Source organism: Citrobacter sp. Marseille-Q5395 (assembly GCF_947057495.1).
Lineage (GTDB): Bacteria > Pseudomonadota > Gammaproteobacteria > Enterobacterales > Enterobacteriaceae > Citrobacter > Citrobacter murliniae.
The window spans coordinates 101,774-120,104 of the sequence record NZ_CAMSEL010000020.1; the positions used below are offsets into that span (position 1 = coordinate 101,774).

Sequence of the window (18,331 nt, forward strand, 5' to 3'; positions counted from 1 at the left end):
AGGTACGATTATTGAGGAGAACAAAACCGACACGAAGCAGATTACAAGAATGGTCATCACGTCTGCGCTGCGCCATACAACTGGTGCACAGTGGATGTACATTTCACGATACTAAAGTCAAAAGAGTTTCGAATTACGAAAGCAGTAGCCGGGAGAAGTAACGTTTCTTAGGCGATAAAACAGAAAACCAGCTTCTGGCTTATGTTCGAAAGATAAAAACCACGCCAGTTTTGAACGAGCAAGGACAGGAAAATTCACACCCAAAAGCCCGGTAGTAGGCTTCATAATATTGAAAAGATACCAACAGTATACAACCGCCCAAAGCAAGAAGGGGTTACCTTTCGGTAACCCCTTCTTTTATTTGGCGGAGGCGTAGTCCGCCATGTTAGTGTCCGTCCAACTCTAAATTAACACTAATTTTTAAATATAAAACAATATGTTGTCATTATTTAGTGTTCGGTAATGTATTGCTAAACAGTCTAAAATCTGTCATTTTATGCACCATCCAATGCACCACGATGAAATACTACCTATGCCAAAGAAAGCTAAAGAACTGTCTGCACTGGCTGTTTCTAAACTTAAGGCCGATGCAGAATATTACGTTGGTGGCGCTGATGGCCTATATCTTCGGATTATCGGACGCTCACGAGTTTGGGGCTTGCGTATTGTAATGGGGACCCGCATCAATAAAGCGGGTCAAACAGTTCCCCGCCGCCTCAACATGGGATTAGGTCCCTATCCCGAAATTTCGTTGTCAGAAGCGCGCGATAAGGCGCGTGAACTCCGTAAGCAGATCCGTAATGGCATTGATCCCCTAGCAGTAAAACACGCTCGAAAAGCGGCTCAAGAAGCTCTGGCACGTAAGCAAAAGACATTTCGTGAATGCGCTGAAGCCGTGATAGAAATCAAAAATAGCGAGCTTAAGAATAAAAAGCATGTGGCGCAGTGGCGATCGACACTGGAAACCTATGCCTACCCGTTCATTGGGCAAAAAGTGATTGGTGAAATCACAAAAGTTGATCTTCTGGCAATACTGGAGCCGATTTGGTTAACCAAGAATGAGACGGCTAGCCGTCTTCGTGGTCGTATTGAAGCCATCATCGATTACGCAAAGGCTAAAGAGTATTTTGAAGGTGATAACCCAGCAGCATGGAAAGGCATGTTGAAACCCCTCCTCCCCTTACCAAGCAAAGTGCAAGATCAGAAACACCATGCGTCATTACCTTATGAAGAAATCAGTTCTTTTATGTCTGAATTGCGCAAACGTAAAGGAATCTCAGCCCGTGCGTTGGAGTTTTCTATCCTGACGGCTTCTCGATCTGGTGAAGTTCGTGGCGCAGAGTGGTCAGAGATCGATCTGAAAGGTAAAACATGGTCTATTCCCGCCAGTCGTATGAAAGCAGCAAAAGAACACCGGGTTCCTCTATCTGATGCTGTTGTTGCTCTGTTAAAGGATTTACCACGATTGAAAGATAACAATCATGTATTCCCCGCCCCTCGCGCTGAAACCCTTTCTGATATGTCGTTATTGGCTATATTGAAACGAATGGGACATAGTGGTTTAACACAACATGGCTTCCGTTCTACTTTCCGTGAGTGGGCTGGTGAAACAACGGACTATCAACGTGAGGTTATTGAACATGCATTGGCGCACCAGCTGGCAGATAAGGATGAGGCAGCGTATCAGCGTGGGACGTTGTGGCCTAAGCGGGTGGCGCTGATGGATGATTGGTCGGGGTATTGTATTGCCAACAGCTAAGCTACTTATAAGCATTATCATCGATAACAGTGCTACAAATGCAATGGTAGTAGCTTACACACTCCAAAATGTGATAAAGCATAATTTCTTACTAAATCAGTTGGGTTAATGTAATAGATAGAAGATATTAATTTCAGAACACAGCTCAAGGAGAAATTATGCCCGGACTGTTAGGCTACTGGAAACAACTTCCAACCAGAGAGGAATATATTAAAAAGCACAATCTAAGTAAAATATCCTGCTACAGTTGTGGTCATGAAAAATTCAGTGATGTTGGTTTGATACAGGTGTGGGATAATCACAGAAGAATCCTTTGTGCTAAGTGTAAGACCACTCTGTTCAGAGAAGAAGATTAACTTCTTTTGACATGAGGCATGATAAGGGCTGTGCTGGTTAGGTTGCTCTTAAACGGCATCTTGAGGTTTATTGGAAGCAGTCCTACTCATTGCCCTGTCGAACGAAGCTCTAGTCTTTAAGTCAGAAGAATAAAGCGCTGTTCCATTATATTTATCACAAAGATAGCAACAAATTGCTAATGTCTCATCAATAGATGATTATTGCCATCAATCTGATACGGAACCTTTCCTCTCGGATGTGGTGATTTTATGGCTGGATTAGGCTCGAGCGGATCAACCTTTATTGTTTCATAAGATATGTGAAGCTCTTCTAAAACCCATAGAACTCTCAGTGAACGGCTTTTAGGGTATGTATATATTTGTACTGTCCTATTCCTCTGTTATTTTTTGGCTTTAGGCAACGGCAGTTCATCATACATTGCATCAAGTAATCCTGCTAAAAATTCTTTATCATCGACGTTATCCACCAACAGCATTTCCTTTCCCCCTTCATAAGGCAACTCATATGAAACGACAGGCATATAAGCTTTTGCAGAACGAACGGGTTTGATAAGAAAACGATCATCATAGATACCGCCAACAATCTTTCCGAGATAGTAAATAATGAACTCCCCCATCATTGCGCGTGAAGTTATTTCTTCTAATGATGATAACTGTCCTAATATGAACTCCAGATATTTTTTTGTTGAGGCCATCTCCGTATCACCTGTCATGTCTTTATTCGTTCATAATCAATTACACTACTTCAAAAATCATTACAATATAATTTACACTCACATATTCTTATCACAATAGATAAAAATATAAACCTTTTATGTTTATTCGTGTTTTTGTCAACTAAAAGACAATCATGTTATAAACTTAGCATTGTCCCATAAATGAAACGATTATAATGAATGATGCTGTTTGGCTCCGTTGATTTACAAAAAGAAAAGAGCCATACAACCCTTTTCTGTATCAACGAAATAAATATATTTATTTAAATAGAAGTGAATACTAATGTGTTGTTCGTTGCGCTATTACAAGCAGCTGCTGTCACTGCTACATCAAGCATTCCGCCAGCAGATTTAACCACCTTCGTTCCGACCGTAGCAATATAAAAATTCCCTGCTGCTGCGGTTGCAATCTTCACACACTCCGCTGCAGGCACATTGCTGTAGGTAATAGTAAAAGAAGAGCCAGCCGTTGATGATGGTCCTGTAGCTGCAGCCGCCAGCGTGACATTCCCTTTGAATGCGTTAATGGGCTTTGCTGTATTACCTGTTCCACTCAACATATTGTCAGGGAAGATTTTTGCCTGAACAGCAACGGTGTTCGTTAGTCCGGTAAAACTGGATGCTGACGTATAGAGTGCTTTAACACCTGCCTGTATAGTGGCAATGCTATTACTTTCCGCTTGCGCTCTTTGTGAAGCCTGAACCTTGGGATACACAATAAAAGCCGCAACCACTAATGCTGCAACAATCCCTAACACAAGTAATAATTCAAGTAGTGAGAAACCTTTCTTATTTTTTCTTTTTTTCAATAAAATCATCATCATCTCCTTTTTGTTTTAATGACAAAAAGAGATATAAACGATGAAGATAAATAAACAACCCTATTCAATGATATTATGTTAATTATCCCGACGAGTGGATTACATTAGAAAAGGCAAAGATTTCTCTTTGCCCTTCTGGAGACTTAAAAACAACATTTACTATCACTTCTTATCTATCATCACTTAATCATAAAAGACTAACGTTTCTCATGAAAAGTGATAATAATGATAAAACAAAATAAAGATTAAACAATTATTGTGTGGAACAGAACGCATGAGTTGAAAGGAAAAAATATGTATTAATAAAAAGATCATTCAGCGTTCTGTTCTTTTATATAGATAACAGAGATTTATTAGATATCAACCCCTATCATAAAATTTATTTGTTTTTTTTATTTTTGTCTTTCATCCATTTGAGCAAGAAACCATCTCCCTGCTTTTATATATCTGATTCTTTCAATATCATTCAACTCAGACGCTGAAAGTAAAATCCCCATAACAAGTTCTTTATCCACCTGTTCGACGCCACAATTCATAGCCTTAGCTACTTCCGCCCCAAGAATAATCTTGAGTCTTGTTTCAACTTTCTTTTGCTCTGATTTTTCCATTGACTTAAGGCGGTTAAGTTCAAGTTGAGCAAATGCCACTTTTTGCTTTAATATTTTTTCTGTTCTTGATCTTTTACTTTCATTATCCATACTACCTCCTTCGATTGTTATATCTTATTTTAATTACCACAAAGATAAATAACGTCAAATTTACACCGTTTTGTCAGAAGAAAAAACTTGGAGCGTACATAAATAAGATAGTGAAACGCATTTGATAGTGTTCACTAACTAAAAAAATCCGGCACTCTCCGTGTTACTTATTTTTGTACTTTTGTTATTTTATTTTCACCTATCAATTTTAAACTCTGTTTTCTAACCTCAACCTACGAATTGTGCAACACATAACACTTTCTGTTTTATTGACTTTTCCATCAAATTTAGCTATCCCGCCTTACGGCGGGAACAATTAGTACTTCTTTTGCCCTGACGGGCCTTTTCTTTACTATTTTGTCCTTCAGACGTAAAACCTACACCTTTAATCCTGTTTATGTCGTTTAATTTAACGCATCATTTTACAACCATCAGTATATTTCGTATTAATTAACTAAGGGGAAGTTTTTACAGTGGCTTATTTTTTTAAAGACAATGCCCACCTATACACTCACTTCGTGAGCGTGTGGGGTCTACCGACGGTTGCCTGCCGTAGGTTAAAAGCAAAACCTAGGTCAACGTCAACACCGAAGTTTTCCTGGCGAAAAACTAACAGCAGCATTTATATTTGAGGTTATATTTGTAATGGCGATTTTTCATCTGGATTTTAAAATTGTGAAACGAAGCGAAGGCATGACTTCCGTTGCGAAAGCTGCCTACCATGCCCGTACACGTATTACAGATGATCGCATTGGACAGGTTTTCGATTTCAGCCACAGAACAGATCTACATGGTCATATTATATTAGCCCCTGTTTCCGCTCCTTCTCATATTATCGAAAGCTCATCAGCACTATGGAATGAAGTTGAGAGAGTGGAACGCCAGAACAATGGTCAAACAGCCCGTTATTTTGATGTCGCTATTCCTGTAGAACTAAACAATGACGACAAGAAAAAATTAGTTGCCGAATACTGCCAGATGAACTTTATTGATAAGGGAATGATTGCTGATATCGCATTTCATGATCTGGAGGGTAAAAACCCGCATGCACATGTTATGTTGACCCTGAAAACTATCACCGCTGCTGGTTTTGGTAAAAAAGACAGGGGCTGGAATGACAAGAAGATGGTTGTTCAGTGGCGTGAGTCGTGGGCCACCATTTCAAACAGCTACCTTGAAGCTGCTGGAAGCGAAGAACGTATCGATCATCGTTCTCTCAAAACTCAATGTGCTGATGCCCTTGCCCAAGCAGAAGAAGCATTCAGCTCAGAAGAAAAAGCATTCTGGCTTGCCAAGGCAACAGAAACTAACCGTCCGACAATGCAGCGTGTTCATCGTGCCAAGTGGAATGACTCCGAGTCACAGGAACAACGAGCTGCCGAACAAGCTCAACGTGATCAGCAAATAGAGGAAGCGAAGAAGGTCTACAACACATTCAGTGAGCTACCACTGGAGATCGTCGTTGATGTCAGAAGTTTTACGATTACACATCTTGCTGAATCCGAAGAAATCATTCTTCCTGACTACCCGGTAACAGAAAAACAGTCGCCGGTTATGACGGCACCGGCACCATACAGAAGGCCAGCAGTAAAATCTTATCGTGATCCTAATAAGATCAGCAAAGTTAGTGCCGCAGGGAAGAAATCCCCTGTTCTGGTTGCTCCTGAACCAAATGCATCCACTAAATTGAAAACCCCATCTCTTCAAAACCTCAGAGCGATAAACCGTGCTCCTGTTAGATCCAGAAAGAGGAAGGTCAAGGCACGTCAAAATGCTCTGTTTAAGCGATTTACCTTACTTGTGGTGGACTTCTTCAAAGAGAGATTTATATGGGCCAGAAGGAAACCAGAGACCACTGATGCTGACCATGACAAGCGTATCGCAGAAAACTATATCTATGATGAAGTACTGGGTATCAATGTTCCACGCTCAGAGTTTGAAAAACGCGCCAAATTTAACAGTGGTCAAAAACCAACACAATCTGGATTCTCTGGCAAAGGATCAGATGGTAGCGAAACCGTTCGTTTCCCAAGTCGTCCAAAAAAAGAACAGCATCATCTTGAGAACCCCCTTCCTTCCCTATCACAAATCCACAAAGCAGGTGCTCCTAAGTTGAGACGACAGAGGAATCTTACTAAGTAATAATAACATATAGGCTATGACCTGAAACCATGATATTTTTTCGTACTATAAATTTCACTACATCATATGAGGTTATAAAATGCCCCTTAGAGATACAATATTTAAAGTGCACAGAGAGATTTGTTCGTTAACATGGAGGCTATTTCTTTTTTCAAAAGGGGAATTTATACTTCTATTCAAAACACATCCATTAAAAAAAGGATTAATATTCAGAAAAATCGTCATATTAACAACGATAGCATTCATATCTAATTTAGCAGGTCGTGGTGTTTTGATTTATTATATTCAAATACTCTTTCTTCTGCCGATAATTTTGGGGTGCATGTTAACTATTTACACATACAAGGATTATAAAGATGAATTGAAGTATAGCTCCGATTGTGTCTTGTATGGTTTAGCGGCTATAACATCTGCATATCTTGTTACTAACACAGGCAACGCAGAAATTAATTTTTTTGAAAACTATATGCGAGATTATAAAGGATTTTTAGCCACCAACTTTTTTGCTGTTTCCGCATCCATTCGATTCTCTATAAGTTGTGCTGATGCATGGGAAATGTATATATTAAAATATAAAAAATAACTCATTCCTCAGTATCCTTATCGCTATATATGTCAGCGCTAAGGATACCACCCCAAAATAACGTAATAAAAAACTATATTAGGTTAACAACATATTCCCTTTGACTTACAGCTAAAACATTCAAAGAAAGCATAGCAACCAGAAAGTAAAGATGCTTTCTTCTTTTTTGATATAAATAAGATAAAAAATGTACCACTGTAACCTCCGAAAAAAAAACACACACATCACCAATTTCTAATATTTAAATAATCAAGTATCAAGTTTGATACTCCTTGTCAATAATTGTATAAAAATCTGCAGAGACCCCCCAAATTTTTGTTTTTGCATTTATCAATAGAGTTATTTCCTTTTACTCCACTCATAATCCAATAAACCTCAAGATGCGGAAGTGAATACCTGAAAGTGATCGTTAATTTGTGTTGATGCTCTGACCCAAGCAGAAAAAGCATTCAGCGCTGAAGAGAAAGCATTCTGGCTTGCCAAGGCAACAGAAACAAACCGTCCAGCAATGCAACGTGTTCATCGTGCCAAGGAAGCACAGCAACAGCGTGCTGCTGAACAAGCCCTACGCAATCTTCAAATTGAAGAGGCCAAGAAGGTCTACACAACATTCAGTGAGCTACCACTGGAGATCGTGGTTGATGTCAGAAGCTTTACGATTACACATCTTGCTGAACCCGAAGAGATTGTTATTCCAGACTACCCGGCAACAGTAGAACAGCAACCTGCTATGGCGACACCATCCATAAGCACATAAGCAGAAGACCAGCAGCAAAATCTTACCGTAATCCTAATAAGGTCAGTAAAGTAAATGTTTCAGGGAAGAATTCCCCTGTTCTGGTTGCCCCTGAACCAAATACATCCACTCAATTGAAAACCCCATCTCTTCAAAACACCAGAGCGATGAACCGTGCTCCAGTGAGGAGTAGGAAACAGACCAAGCCCCACCAGAGCGGTTTGTTTAAACGTTTCACGCTACTGATAGTAGGATATATAAGAGAGAAATTTATATGGGCCAAAAGGAAACCCGATACCACTGATGCTGACCATGATAAGCGTATCTCAGAGAACTATGTCTATGCTGAAGTGCTGGGTGTCAATATTCCACGCTCGGAGTTTGAAAAACGTACCAAATTTAACAATGGTGACTATAAATTAACACCTGATAAGATCAAGCGTTTCCCAAGCCGTCCTAATCAGGAACAGCCGGAAGTTAATAAAAGCATAGATCTCACACCTTCAATGCCACCAGAACACATTAGGCAAGGAAGCGCGCCAAAACTGAGTCCACCGAGCCATAAAAGACATTAAATATAGAGCATACTTTTTAATGATCTTAGTATCGTATATATTAAAAGTTCAGCAAATCATGTGATTAGGGAGTTGATCTTGCCAACTATCAACGAAATAAAAGAAGAAGCAGTTAAGTTTCGTAGATTAATTGAAAGTTGTGATAAAAAGAACACCAGTCTTGTTATAGACTGTTTTCCTGTTATGAGTTGTAAGCTTACATCAATGCTTCTTTCTTACCATTTCCTTACACTATGGCCTGAACTTGTGATAAAAGGAGTTAGCGCAGCTACCGGGAAAAATAGCCAAATAACTCATTACTGGCTTGAGATAGATAACATTGTAGTTGATATAACAGGGGATCAATATAACATTATTGATGATAAAGAACTAAATAATAACATTATAAAAAATAGGCCATTCCCTGTCATACATATCTCACACAAAGAAAGTAGCTATCTTTATAAATTATTTAAAATTCGAGATAAAGAACCTATTATACATGGATTTCCAACATTTAGTGAAGATTTTATTGAAGAAATGGAGCTTGGATATAATCAACTATTCAACAGAAAAGAATGCAATAATAGTTAAAATATTATACCTTACTGGTATGAATCATTATACTTAGGAGTTAATCATGACAATGGAAATACTTACAGCAATTCTTGTTATCATTACAGGAATTTATGCCTTTTTGACATACAAGATGTCGAGAATAAGCGAACGAACAGCTCAGATAATGAATGAGCAAACCGAGGCAATGTCTCGTCCTTATATAATAATCCAGCCAATGGTAAGACCTCACTCGCAATTCCTATACCTGAAAATTTATAATAGCGGTAAGACACCAGCCTTGAATGTAAAATTAGAATTAGATAAGGATTTTTATCAATTCGATGAGCCAACTAAAAACCTTAAAGAAACAAGTGTTTTTACATCAACTATTGATAGCTTAGCGCCCAATCAAGAGTTATTCTTCGCCCTTGGTCAAGGTTGGGTTATTTTTGGAGAATCGAAAAATCCTTTACCACAACAATTTACAATAACCGCAACGTACAGTTATATGAATAAAGAAGTTGTTGAAAAAAACAATATAGACTTAAGCCCTTTCATGCAAAGTGAAGGCGAGAAAAATCCAATTGTCGAAGAACTTAAAAAAACAAGGGAAATTCAAGAGAAATTTCTAAACGCGTTTAATAAATAAATGCCTTATTTAATACATTGGTATAATACTCTCAAACTAAGATGAGGAACGAATAATCGCTCCCCATCTCCTATCATCAATCCTATTTAGACGTCCCCCTCTGACATATAACACCATCTTTAAATTTTTCCATCTTAAACGTCAATGAACTGAGATCTTCTGTTAAGAATTCTTGCAACATCAAAAACCAATACAATAAGTTAACTATTTCCTCTCAAAACATTCAGGTGTTACTTTATATTTTTCTAGTAATTTTTTTCTTTTCATTGAACATGAATACTTCCGAAGTTTTTTCGAAAAATTAATAGCCCAAATAAAAGATATTGAATTCTCCAAAATAATATAAATGATTCTAAATATTATAATAACAATAGCAAGCATTGCTAATAATGTTATTATATTAATAAAATTTTCAGACGCATGATATAGTGAACCAATTAACTTAAATACGCCCAAGATATAGTAGATTAGAAAAACCATAAATACGGCATAAGCAATCAAATGAAGAATTATTTTTTTTGATGAATGTGTTGGCATTTTATCTCTATCGTAATCAAAAATCTGATTGCAATCTAAAAAGGACAAAAAACCCGTGCTATTCATACGAATATTATTATCATGAATATAACTGAATAACGCTTGTAGTATTGGTAGAGGATAAAACAGACCATATTGTTTTAGCTTTAACTCTTTAATTAAAACATTATATTCTTCATCACTCTCTCTATATTCACCTATTATTTTTAAGGCATCAATTTTATCATCTACCGATAGTTTTAAAAAACCGGATGAAAGATTGTTCCTGAAGATCCAAAAGAATGGAAAAAAAAGTCGTCTTATAGATCTTACTGACCAGAAAGAAATGGCTACGATTAGCGGCCCAGTGATCCCCTTGAAATGCTCATCGAATAACCATGAATCTTTTACAATATCTATGACGTTCATTATTTTTTGATGCCTTATCGATTCTGGATTAATGCATATTAAAATAACTCACTTAGTCAAATCAATTACTTTTACGTACATATAACAACCTACCGTCTTAGAGCAGTCATACCTTATATGCAATACGCCAGCTAAAATAATTCACTGACTGAATGAAATGTTATCAGAGCAAATAGCTTTGCCAGCAATAATTTCTACTATAGCCATTATCGGCAGACTGATATAAGCTTCTTCTATACCCCGTAGACATGCCAATGAGAAAATACGTCTCAAAAGATCACGAAGGCATACCATTTGGGGTAGGCATTATATAAAACTGTTGCTAAACAACCTGAGTAAACATGCCCCTACTCTGTTTTTCCACAGAGCAACAGGGCATTTAACGATCCAGCATCCTTTTAGTTAGCTTTCCAGCCATTACTGGTTTTAAAACGAAAAGAAAACAATCAATAAAAAAGATGATAAACCTTTGCTTTCTACGCCCGATGAAGATATTGATTGGGACTCTGTTTCAGAAGGCAACATATTTGATGTTTATTCTCAAGAAGATGAGTTTGATGAAGAAGAAAACATATAAAACTTTTTCCTATATATTACACCATTTGACACTTACACCATATCTCGTAATATAAATATATCCACTATTTGTTAACGAGGTATTTTTATGAGAAAAGTAAAAACAGACAACAGTGATTTAATCCAGTATTTATATACAATCAAAGAACTAAAAAATCATATTTCGATAGAAGAATACAGGAATGAATACCGTAGGCTACGTTCTGATGATATTCCATGGAGCAAAGTTCAGAAATTTAAGTCTGAACATACTGAACTTAGCAGAATGGATAAAAAGAGAGAATCCTTTATTGAATGTTTTATTGATGAATTAAATCCTATCAGTAGTTCAAAAGCTAACACATCAGCAAAATCATCAGGTAATTTTGATCTATTTAACGAACGTGCATTATATCGTAAAGCACTTTCAGAAAAAAGTGATGATGAAATATTTGCCTTAGTCATAAAACAGCGTACAGGAGTCGCTCTGGAGTTTCAGCGTTCTATTGAACAGAGTCTTGAGCAACTCTCTCACATCTCGTCAGAGTTCGAACCATCAAGCCAAAAGCGCAAAAAAATGTCTCTTTAAAGAACTATCTTATGTTATCCATGTCAAATAGGATTTTTTAAGATTGCTTAACCGACAATATTTACTATATTATTGACTGGTTGGTATTTTTTGACTGTTCAACAACACCGCATACACTATTTTTATTAAACGCCCCTTTTAAAACACCGGATAACATACTATGAGTGAAGCTCTCAAGGCACTAAACAATATTCGTACACTTCGCGCACATGCTCGTGAAACAGATCTGGCAACTCTGGAAGAGATGCTGGAAAAGCTCTCTGCTGTCGTTGAAGATCGTCGTGAGGAAGAGAGTGCCGTCCGTAAAGAACAAGAAGAACGTCAGGCTAAACTTGAAGCCTTCCGTCAGAAACTGTTAGAAGATGGTATTGACCCGGCTGAACTCCTTGCTGCTGTTGGCTCATCTCAGCCTAAAGCAAAATCAACTCGCACTCCTCGACCAGCTAAATACAAATATACAGATGAAAACGGCAATGAGCAGACTTGGACGGGTCAGGGCCGCACTCCTAAAGCAATAGCTGCTGCTATCGAAGCTGGTAAAACACTGGAAGACTTCGCGCTCTGATCACAATAAAACCGTCAACCTAATTTGGCGGTTTTAAACCCAAGCGTCTTACGCTCTACCTTAGACGCTTCCACTGAAAAACCTTTGATTAGAACGGTATCGTAATGTGGATCAGCATTTACTGTTTCACGCTACTAAGGTTAAGAATGTGACGTTTAGATACTACCTCAGACATTGTTTATGGAGTTTAGTCGGTTGCGGATACTTGGTTTACAACATCCTGACTGATTTGTCTAATGGGCAAATATATCATTCTTATGTTCCTTATATGCCTTATGTTGCAGCATACCTTGCGATTGGTGCTGTAGCATACCCGTTTGCATATTATGCTTTAGAAATATCAGCGCAAAAGATAATGTCAAAGAAATCTTGGGATAGATTTTTTAGTGACACTGGCTCATCAAGGAATTTATTCTTATTCGTATTAATGTTTAGTATATTATTTATCGCCCCTCTCCTCACACTATATTTTTGCATATCAAAAAAGAATCAAAATAAATTATAATGCTAAAATTAAATTTAGTTATGACAAAAAATCCCCTAAAAAACCATTTCAGTTATTTTCATAACGTTCGCAACCTTCCTTATGCCCATTCTTGCATGCCAGCCCGAACCAAGTTCTTGCTTGCTCTGTGTTGATACCTCCCCCTTCACCCCGTTCATTCATCACACCAAGATCGAACTGTGCCTGCGCATCGTTTTGAGCAGCAGCCTTTTCATACCAAGCTCTCGCCTGATGAAAATCCTGCCTAACCCCTTCACCATTTTCGTATATTACGCCAAGGTTATACTGGGCATCGACATGACCTTCCCCAGCTGCTTTTTCGAACCATTCCTTCGCCTTTCGATAGCTCTGAGTTACGCCCTGACCGTAGTAATAGATCTGACCTAAATTATATTGAGCATTCAGCTGATTTTGAGACGCGGCTTTTTCAAGCCATTCTCTGGCTTGCTGAAAGTTTTGATTAACTCCCTCACCTTTGTAATAGAGCATACCAAGATTAAACTGAGCATTGGCGAAATTTTGTTCTGCTGCTTTCTCATACCAGTCTTTTGCCTGCTGGTAGTCCTGCTCTACACCATTAGCATTGGCATACAGAATTCCAAGAGCGAACTGCGCATCAGGGCTATTTTGAGCTGCAGCCTTTTCATACCAGCTTTTGGCCTGACGATAATCCTGTTCTACCCCGTTACCCTTTGCGTATAGAACAGCGAGATTGACCTGAGCACGCTCATCATTTTGAGCAGCAGCTTTTTCATACCACATCTTTGCCTGTTGGTAGTCTTGGCCTACCCCGAGACCATCGTCATACATATCTCCAAGCAAAAATTGCGCATCAACATCATTTTGAACCGATGCTTTTTCATACCAAGATTTGGCCTGTTGATAATCCTGATTTACCCCGAGACCATTTGCATACATAACACCGAGTTTAACCTCCGCACGCGGATCATTTTGGGCAGCGGCTTTTTCATACCAAATCTTTGCCTGCTGATAATCGACATCCAGTATTTCTCCATACAAATACATGAGACCCAAAGCATACTGAGCTTCTACATCTCCGTTTTCACCTGCTGATTTCAACCTAGAAAACGTAGAATCCCTGTCACTGATAGCAGTATAAACCACTACAAGAAGTATAATAAATCCCGCTATTAACCAATATTTTATTTTTCCCATTCTGTCCCTGTCCATTTAAACACATTATAGTTTTAATGAGATGTTTACCCTAGACTGTTCCAGTCTGGCAGATTGTTGGCTACCTTTTGATGACTATAATACCCAGCCATAAAAATACCAAAGCAAATACCTGCGATTATGCTTAAGACCAATGCTATGCCCGGTTGCATCCCCGTACTCCTCCATATAAAAAACCACATAAAAATCCCCCATACCGAACCGAACCATCCTCCCATTAGCAGGGTAATTTGCCAGAACGAGGCAAAAGGTAACGGTGGGATCTTAAGACCAGCTTTCCATGCGAGGCGTAGCAAAAGAGGCGCATAGTTACTACGCCACATTTTCTTGCTTTCCATGATGGCAATGGCGCGTTCCTTTTTCTCATCAAAATTCATGTGTTTTTCCATAATTAGAACATATGAATGCGTCCGCCGACAAATTTATCAAAAACACCTGATCACACGAGACAGATTCAGGGCGTTATACGGAAAACAGAGACAAAAGCACATTTCGCCATGCCCGGAATCAAGCGAACCAGCGAATACCTTCCCCACTTTCTCGGATGAAGTTTCATCATATAATCTGTCGAGACATGCTTTAAATGGGGACTCCAGCTTTCAAGCTGTTTTATATCATCAATACCCCATTTAAAACGCGCCTTCATCTGTCCTACTGTTTCGTGCTTGTCTGATTTTTTCACCAGTCGATTCGAGTAACCATCGAAGCAGATGCTTGCTCCCCGGAAACGCTTGATCAGTTCAATAAATAGCTGCTTAACCTGTTGCTCGGTAAAATAGACAAGAACACCTTCTATTAAGAAAGAAAATGAACCTTCAGGGTATTTGTCTAGTAAGGAATCCATCCACTCTGTTTCCAGAATTGATCCGACCATAAATATGTTACGTTCATTATTATTTGCATTTAATTTATTTCTAAATGAAATTACTTCTGGCAAATCAATATTGATATGTATCCCTTCACCATTATCAACACGGCTAAACCGGTTATCCAGACCACATCCTACATGAACCAGAACTGGTTTTTTCCTGCGTAAGGTTCTTTGCGCCCAACGGTCAAACAGGTGAACACGGATTGCAGTGCCTACTCTGGTGAGTTTCTTATTCTCAAATTTCGAAAAATCAACAGACAATAATTTCACCAGTTCTTCAGCTTCCTTATCTTCAAAGAGACGATCCGGTCTACGACTCTCTTCGGCCCTCATCCATAAAGGAATAAGCAAAGTATCAGAGACTATGTCATCAAATAGTAACTTATTCATCTGTTTCAATCCCCTGTCAAAGTTAACACCTCATAACAATTACACAACCTGCCAATAACACAAATGGTAATGATTATCATTTTCACGATAGGAGACTTGTGTGTCAATCACTACTTCTATAAATAATCTCAAAAAGAAGCATATGTGAAAGATTTACTCTGACAGTTTCATCGTAAGCGCAGCATATTCCCGATACAATTTCCTCCAGAATCTTGTCGTTATCAGAGGTCTTCTGGTGAAATCCGGTCACACACCATTTTCGTAATCAACTTTTCTAATCTTTTCATTTTCAACTTATGTGATTTTTTCTCACCAATTTCCTGATAGTATTCTTCCCGGCGCTCACCAACAACTTGACGGAACTTCTTTAGAAGCTGTTCCAATATTTTGATGTCGGTAGTTGCGGCTTCTGCTAGGATTTTTTTTATACATATACATCACATGAAATTCATCAATCATTTTTGGCTCCATGTGTAGAGTATATTTTCACTGTCAGTTTTTAGTCTTCATATCAGATTTTTTATCAGTCCCATGAAGGGGCAGATAGACGTCAGAACACATCAACATATTGACTCCGCCAGAACGGTGTAATGCATTTTTGCTAATGCCTGCTTAACCCCTTTAAAATCGACTTCAGCCAGTTTTCCAGCAGCGTTCTTTTTCCATGCTTTTTTCAGAAGATGCTTCTCAGCATTTCTTATCGCCAGATCGATTAGTTTACAGACAAACTCATGATCCATTACATGTGTCATAATCATATTACTGGTCGTTTTATCCTTTGAGCTAAAAAGCTCCGCATAGATATGCAAGGACACAACATAAAAGATTTCAGTAGATTTATTCTTAAATGTATTCATTTTTATTTCCTCTTTAGTTTAATATTAAAATAGTCAAATGTTTATAGCACTATCAACGATATATACACTTATAGATAATGCAAAGCCGACGAAGATGCTGTTTTACTTTCACATAGTTAACACTCCCGGAGATCCGTTCCGATTTTTGTTCACCTTCGGCCCCATAAAAAAAGACCTTTGTTTTCTCGATAATATTTTCAATCACTTCGTTCATATCCTCCTTATTTTTCAGAAAATGGTATGAATGCACTGACTGGTTTCGTAGTCGTTTATTCATATAATGGTTATACAAACATTCGGCTTCACTAATAAACTGCTCTGTCGTATTAAGTTCTATTTTCATATATCGCCCTTTTATTGTTTAAGATAATAAGAGTCCCTGAGCGAAAAACATCTATTCGCCCGGAAACGGTATTTATGTTTTATGCTGCGTTCTGACGTAAGTTTCGAATAGTAGTTTCAATCCATTCATCTATCTCACTCTCGAAAAAAGCTACGCACCTTGGACCTATTTTTACCCTGTCTGGAAAGTTCCCTTCCTTAATACGCTCATATAAGGTAGTGCGACTGAATCCTACCCGATTAAGCACTTCAGGCACCCGAATAAATCGTTTAATATTATTTTTCATTGTCTGTCCTCTATTTTTTTACGTAATCTCGACGAGATTTCGTTTTTCTCTATGTTGTTGCGACGAGAACAATAATAGCGAATTCACTTATGACGTTTTAGGGGCGTTCATAAAAGATTTTTTTGAAAAATACGAAGGGAGGTGAACGGAAAAAGATTCGTTAAGGCTGGATGCGATCACGTTCGCTCACAGCGAACGTAACCCTTTTTACTTGGCTGCTTTTTTCTTCTTCTTATCGTCCTCAACATGCTTATCTACAGATGAGTCTTTTAAGTGATTGTTTTGCATAATGTAATCTTCAAGCGATTTTAGATAGCTTGTATCTGTCAGAAAAGCCATTGCCAGCGGGTAGTCCGTTGCCTTTAGCATTCCTTCATCACGATCGTTGTCGCTGTCTTCGTGAAGCAGCGAAGAAATCAGTGAAAGCGGGATTTTGACGCCATTGTCCTCACCCCAGAAAATCAGGTCCATCATCGGAATAAGACGATATTCAATAATTTTTCTGAACGTGCTTTTGCCGAAACGATACTCCCGTTCAGCAGGAGCTTTCATCTTTAGCTACCTCTTCCATTGGGGGATTAGCACTTTCAGATGTTCAATGATCTCTTCGGTTGATGCCTCTTCCAGATGAATATCGACAGTGATACGGGCAAGGTTTTTCAGCGATGTTTCTTTTAGATACTCTGACAGAAATTCGGATTCGCTTAACGCGGAAAGGTCGGGAGTGGCTTCGGTTAATGCCAGCATTTTCGCATAAGATTGCGCGTGGCTTCGTGTCGTAGGGTTTACTGCGTAGGTTCTGGCAAGCTCATGTCCAAGGGTCGCGGTATCACCACTGAAAAAGATTTCGCCTCGCAAAATTTTATAGCGGTAGTCATCCAGCAAAAGTCTGTTCAGGGTCGGTATGGTATTCCGGCTCAACAACATCCTGTAGGCCAAGATACGCCGCTCAATCTCAACGTAAAACTGTTGCAGGCTTAGTTTCTCTATCGCCTCATAGCGCTCAACATCAAACCATGCTTCCAGTGCTTTCCTGATTTCACTTCTCTTCATCCATCCTCCTGCAATCCATTACTCTCTCTTTAGCTGTTTTAACCGACAGAACAATCGGTTGTCCAGTAAACCATCAGCGCAACATGTTTGGGCTACAGGATCCCCATGCTGATATGTAGCTCGGAGTATGTTAGAGGACTTAACGCTGGGAGGATTGTTCCCTGATTTCTTCACAGAGCACGGTTCGAAATGAATTTGCCCTCATCCGAAAGATGAGTATCTGAAAGGATTTTTAGTGAGAAAGGACGGGTTTTAGTGACTAGTCCTGATATAGGTTGACAGTTTTTTGTCTGTAAAACGCCTGATGAACATCATCGGGCGTTTTGTATTTCAGGGCCAGATGTGGCCGTTCATGGTTATAAATTACCACGGACTCTTTTATCATCATCCGGGCTTGTGCAAGATCCTCCGGGCGCGAGAGTAAAAACTCATTTTTCAGTATCCCGTTTATTCTCTCAGCCAGCGCATTCTGGTAGCAGTCGTAACCATCGGTCATTGAACAGGTTATTCCGTTTCGCTCATGAACTGACTGATAAAGTACCGAACAGTATTGCAGTCCTCTGTCAGAGTGATGTACCAGCGGACCTGTCGTTTTTCTCCGCCTCA

The 18,331-nt window shown here is 38.8% G+C and carries 18 protein-coding genes and 5 pseudogenes; 9 read left to right on the forward strand and 14 right to left on the reverse strand.

What is annotated here, in order from left to right; all coding sequences use genetic code 11:
* Positions 1–532 precede the first annotated feature (532 nt).
* Positions 533–1,759, forward strand: a complete 1,227-nt coding sequence (locus OH663_RS20605; RefSeq protein WP_200012038.1) for a tyrosine-type recombinase/integrase — start codon at positions 533–535, stop codon at positions 1,757–1,759.
* Between the two features lie 158 nt (positions 1,760–1,917).
* Positions 1,918–2,115 carry a hypothetical protein gene (locus OH663_RS20610; protein WP_163525779.1) on the forward strand — a complete coding sequence of 66 codons (198 nt, stop codon included), beginning with the start codon at positions 1,918–1,920 and terminating at the stop codon, positions 2,113–2,115.
* Positions 2,116–2,291: 176 nt separating this feature from the next.
* Here the strand turns inward: OH663_RS20610 and OH663_RS20615 are convergent, their stop codons facing one another.
* The 4 genes from OH663_RS20615 to OH663_RS20630 all read right to left on the reverse strand — a co-directional run bounded on the left by OH663_RS20615 (position 2,292) and on the right by OH663_RS20630 (position 4,350).
* The gene (locus OH663_RS20615; RefSeq protein WP_320338370.1) at positions 2,292–2,474 is read right to left on the reverse strand and encodes a glutathione S-transferase N-terminal domain-containing protein; all 183 of its coding nucleotides are present in this window, start codon (positions 2,472–2,474) and stop codon (positions 2,292–2,294) included.
* Between the two features lie 21 nt (positions 2,475–2,495).
* Complete coding sequence (locus OH663_RS20620) at positions 2,496–2,828, reverse strand: TfoX/Sxy family protein (protein WP_233617311.1); 333 nt, start codon at positions 2,826–2,828, stop codon at positions 2,496–2,498.
* A 266-nt stretch (positions 2,829–3,094) separates the two neighbouring features.
* Entirely contained in the window at positions 3,095–3,652 is a 558-nt protein-coding gene (locus tag OH663_RS20625; RefSeq protein ID WP_200012092.1) for a type 4 pilus major pilin, read from the reverse strand.
* A 392-nt stretch (positions 3,653–4,044) separates the two neighbouring features.
* On the reverse strand, positions 4,045–4,350 hold the full coding sequence (locus OH663_RS20630) for a conjugal transfer protein TraD (RefSeq protein ID WP_200012039.1): 306 nt from the start codon (positions 4,348–4,350) through the stop codon (positions 4,045–4,047).
* Between the two features lie 645 nt (positions 4,351–4,995).
* On the opposite strand from OH663_RS20630, the gene mobQ reads away from it, so the two are divergent.
* From mobQ to OH663_RS20650, 4 genes and pseudogenes are all read left to right on the forward strand, one after another.
* Entirely contained in the window at positions 4,996–6,492 is a 1,497-nt protein-coding gene (mobQ, locus tag OH663_RS20635) for a MobQ family relaxase (RefSeq protein WP_200012040.1), read from the forward strand.
* Between the two features lie 998 nt (positions 6,493–7,490).
* A pseudogene (locus OH663_RS20640) lies at positions 7,491–8,386 on the forward strand (MobQ family relaxase); the annotation flags it as partial.
* 78 nt (positions 8,387–8,464) lie between these two features.
* Positions 8,465–8,959: a hypothetical protein gene (locus OH663_RS20645; protein ID WP_200012041.1), complete on the forward strand. Its 495-nt coding sequence runs from the start codon at positions 8,465–8,467 to the stop codon at positions 8,957–8,959.
* Positions 8,960–9,005: 46 nt separating this feature from the next.
* Entirely contained in the window at positions 9,006–9,572 is a 567-nt protein-coding gene (locus OH663_RS20650; protein WP_200012042.1) for a hypothetical protein, read from the forward strand.
* Positions 9,573–9,776: 204 nt separating this feature from the next.
* On the opposite strand, the gene OH663_RS20655 is transcribed toward OH663_RS20650, so the two are convergent.
* Both OH663_RS20655 and OH663_RS20660 read right to left on the reverse strand, forming a co-directional pair.
* On the reverse strand, positions 9,777–10,517 hold the full coding sequence (locus tag OH663_RS20655; RefSeq protein WP_200012044.1) for a hypothetical protein: 741 nt from the start codon (positions 10,515–10,517) through the stop codon (positions 9,777–9,779).
* Between the two features lie 141 nt (positions 10,518–10,658).
* Positions 10,659–10,904: pseudogene (locus tag OH663_RS20660) on the reverse strand (hypothetical protein).
* Positions 10,905–10,947: 43 nt separating this feature from the next.
* On the opposite strand from OH663_RS20660, the pseudogene OH663_RS20665 reads away from it, so the two are divergent.
* The 3 genes and pseudogenes from OH663_RS20665 to OH663_RS20675 all read left to right on the forward strand — a co-directional run.
* Positions 10,948–11,094: pseudogene (locus tag OH663_RS20665) on the forward strand (MarR family transcriptional regulator); the annotation flags it as partial.
* An 87-nt stretch (positions 11,095–11,181) separates the two neighbouring features.
* Positions 11,182–11,661 (forward strand): DUF4756 family protein, encoded by a 480-nt coding sequence (locus OH663_RS20670; protein ID WP_200012046.1) that lies wholly within the window; start codon positions 11,182–11,184, stop codon positions 11,659–11,661.
* Between the two features lie 160 nt (positions 11,662–11,821).
* Positions 11,822–12,226: an H-NS family histone-like protein gene (locus tag OH663_RS20675; RefSeq protein WP_001621674.1), complete on the forward strand. Its 405-nt coding sequence runs from the start codon at positions 11,822–11,824 to the stop codon at positions 12,224–12,226.
* Between the two features lie 553 nt (positions 12,227–12,779).
* Here OH663_RS20675 and OH663_RS20680 read toward each other — a convergent pair.
* From OH663_RS20680 to OH663_RS20715, 8 genes and pseudogenes are all read right to left on the reverse strand, one after another.
* A complete protein-coding gene (locus OH663_RS20680) occupies positions 12,780–13,907 on the reverse strand; it encodes a tetratricopeptide repeat protein (RefSeq protein ID WP_200012049.1) in 1,128 nt (375 codons plus the stop codon).
* A 44-nt stretch (positions 13,908–13,951) separates the two neighbouring features.
* Complete coding sequence (locus OH663_RS20685; RefSeq protein WP_200012052.1) at positions 13,952–14,302, reverse strand: DUF6404 family protein; 351 nt, start codon at positions 14,300–14,302, stop codon at positions 13,952–13,954.
* A 77-nt stretch (positions 14,303–14,379) separates the two neighbouring features.
* The gene (locus OH663_RS20690) at positions 14,380–15,186 is read right to left on the reverse strand and encodes a class I SAM-dependent methyltransferase (RefSeq protein WP_200012055.1); all 807 of its coding nucleotides are present in this window, start codon (positions 15,184–15,186) and stop codon (positions 14,380–14,382) included.
* 221 nt (positions 15,187–15,407) lie between these two features.
* Positions 15,408–15,645: pseudogene (locus OH663_RS20695) on the reverse strand (H-NS family histone-like protein).
* A gap of 101 nt (positions 15,646–15,746) precedes the next feature.
* Positions 15,747–16,043, reverse strand: coding sequence for a hypothetical protein (locus OH663_RS20700; RefSeq protein ID WP_200012058.1), 297 nt, complete (start codon positions 16,041–16,043; stop codon positions 15,747–15,749).
* 422 nt (positions 16,044–16,465) lie between these two features.
* Positions 16,466–16,672 (reverse strand): helix-turn-helix transcriptional regulator, encoded by a 207-nt coding sequence (locus tag OH663_RS20705; protein ID WP_200012062.1) that lies wholly within the window; start codon positions 16,670–16,672, stop codon positions 16,466–16,468.
* Positions 16,673–16,879: 207 nt separating this feature from the next.
* A pseudogene (locus OH663_RS20710) lies at positions 16,880–17,725 on the reverse strand (DUF6387 family protein).
* Between the two features lie 259 nt (positions 17,726–17,984).
* On the reverse strand, positions 17,985–18,331 hold a 347-nt coding region (locus OH663_RS20715; RefSeq protein ID WP_263525829.1), incomplete at its 5' end, for an integrase core domain-containing protein.

Excerpts from the sequence above, each read along its gene's own strand:
- OH663_RS20670 (WP_200012046.1), top strand. The coding sequence starts at position 11,182 with ATGAGAAAAGTAAAAACAGACAACAGTGATTTAATCCAGTATTTATAT.
- mobQ (WP_200012040.1), top strand. The coding sequence starts at position 4,996 with ATGGCGATTTTTCATCTGGATTTTAAAATTGTGAAACGAAGCGAAGGC.
- OH663_RS20605 (WP_200012038.1), top strand. The coding sequence starts at position 533 with ATGCCAAAGAAAGCTAAAGAACTGTCTGCACTGGCTGTTTCTAAACTT.
- OH663_RS20650 (WP_200012042.1), top strand. The coding sequence starts at position 9,006 with ATGACAATGGAAATACTTACAGCAATTCTTGTTATCATTACAGGAATT.
- OH663_RS20690 (WP_200012055.1), bottom strand. The coding sequence starts at position 15,186 with ATGAATAAGTTACTATTTGATGACATAGTCTCTGATACTTTGCTTATT.
- OH663_RS20700 (WP_200012058.1), bottom strand. The coding sequence starts at position 16,043 with ATGAATACATTTAAGAATAAATCTACTGAAATCTTTTATGTTGTGTCC.
- OH663_RS20620 (WP_233617311.1), bottom strand. The coding sequence starts at position 2,828 with ATGACAGGTGATACGGAGATGGCCTCAACAAAAAAATATCTGGAGTTC.
- OH663_RS20675 (WP_001621674.1), top strand. The coding sequence starts at position 11,822 with ATGAGTGAAGCTCTCAAGGCACTAAACAATATTCGTACACTTCGCGCA.
- OH663_RS20625 (WP_200012092.1), bottom strand. The coding sequence starts at position 3,652 with ATGATGATTTTATTGAAAAAAAGAAAAAATAAGAAAGGTTTCTCACTA.
- OH663_RS20610 (WP_163525779.1), top strand. The coding sequence starts at position 1,918 with ATGCCCGGACTGTTAGGCTACTGGAAACAACTTCCAACCAGAGAGGAA.
- OH663_RS20655 (WP_200012044.1), bottom strand. The coding sequence starts at position 10,517 with ATGAACGTCATAGATATTGTAAAAGATTCATGGTTATTCGATGAGCAT.
- OH663_RS20630 (WP_200012039.1), bottom strand. The coding sequence starts at position 4,350 with ATGGATAATGAAAGTAAAAGATCAAGAACAGAAAAAATATTAAAGCAA.
- OH663_RS20680 (WP_200012049.1), bottom strand. The coding sequence starts at position 13,907 with ATGGGAAAAATAAAATATTGGTTAATAGCGGGATTTATTATACTTCTT.
- OH663_RS20705 (WP_200012062.1), bottom strand. The coding sequence starts at position 16,672 with ATGAAAAATAATATTAAACGATTTATTCGGGTGCCTGAAGTGCTTAAT.
- OH663_RS20685 (WP_200012052.1), bottom strand. The coding sequence starts at position 14,302 with ATGAATTTTGATGAGAAAAAGGAACGCGCCATTGCCATCATGGAAAGC.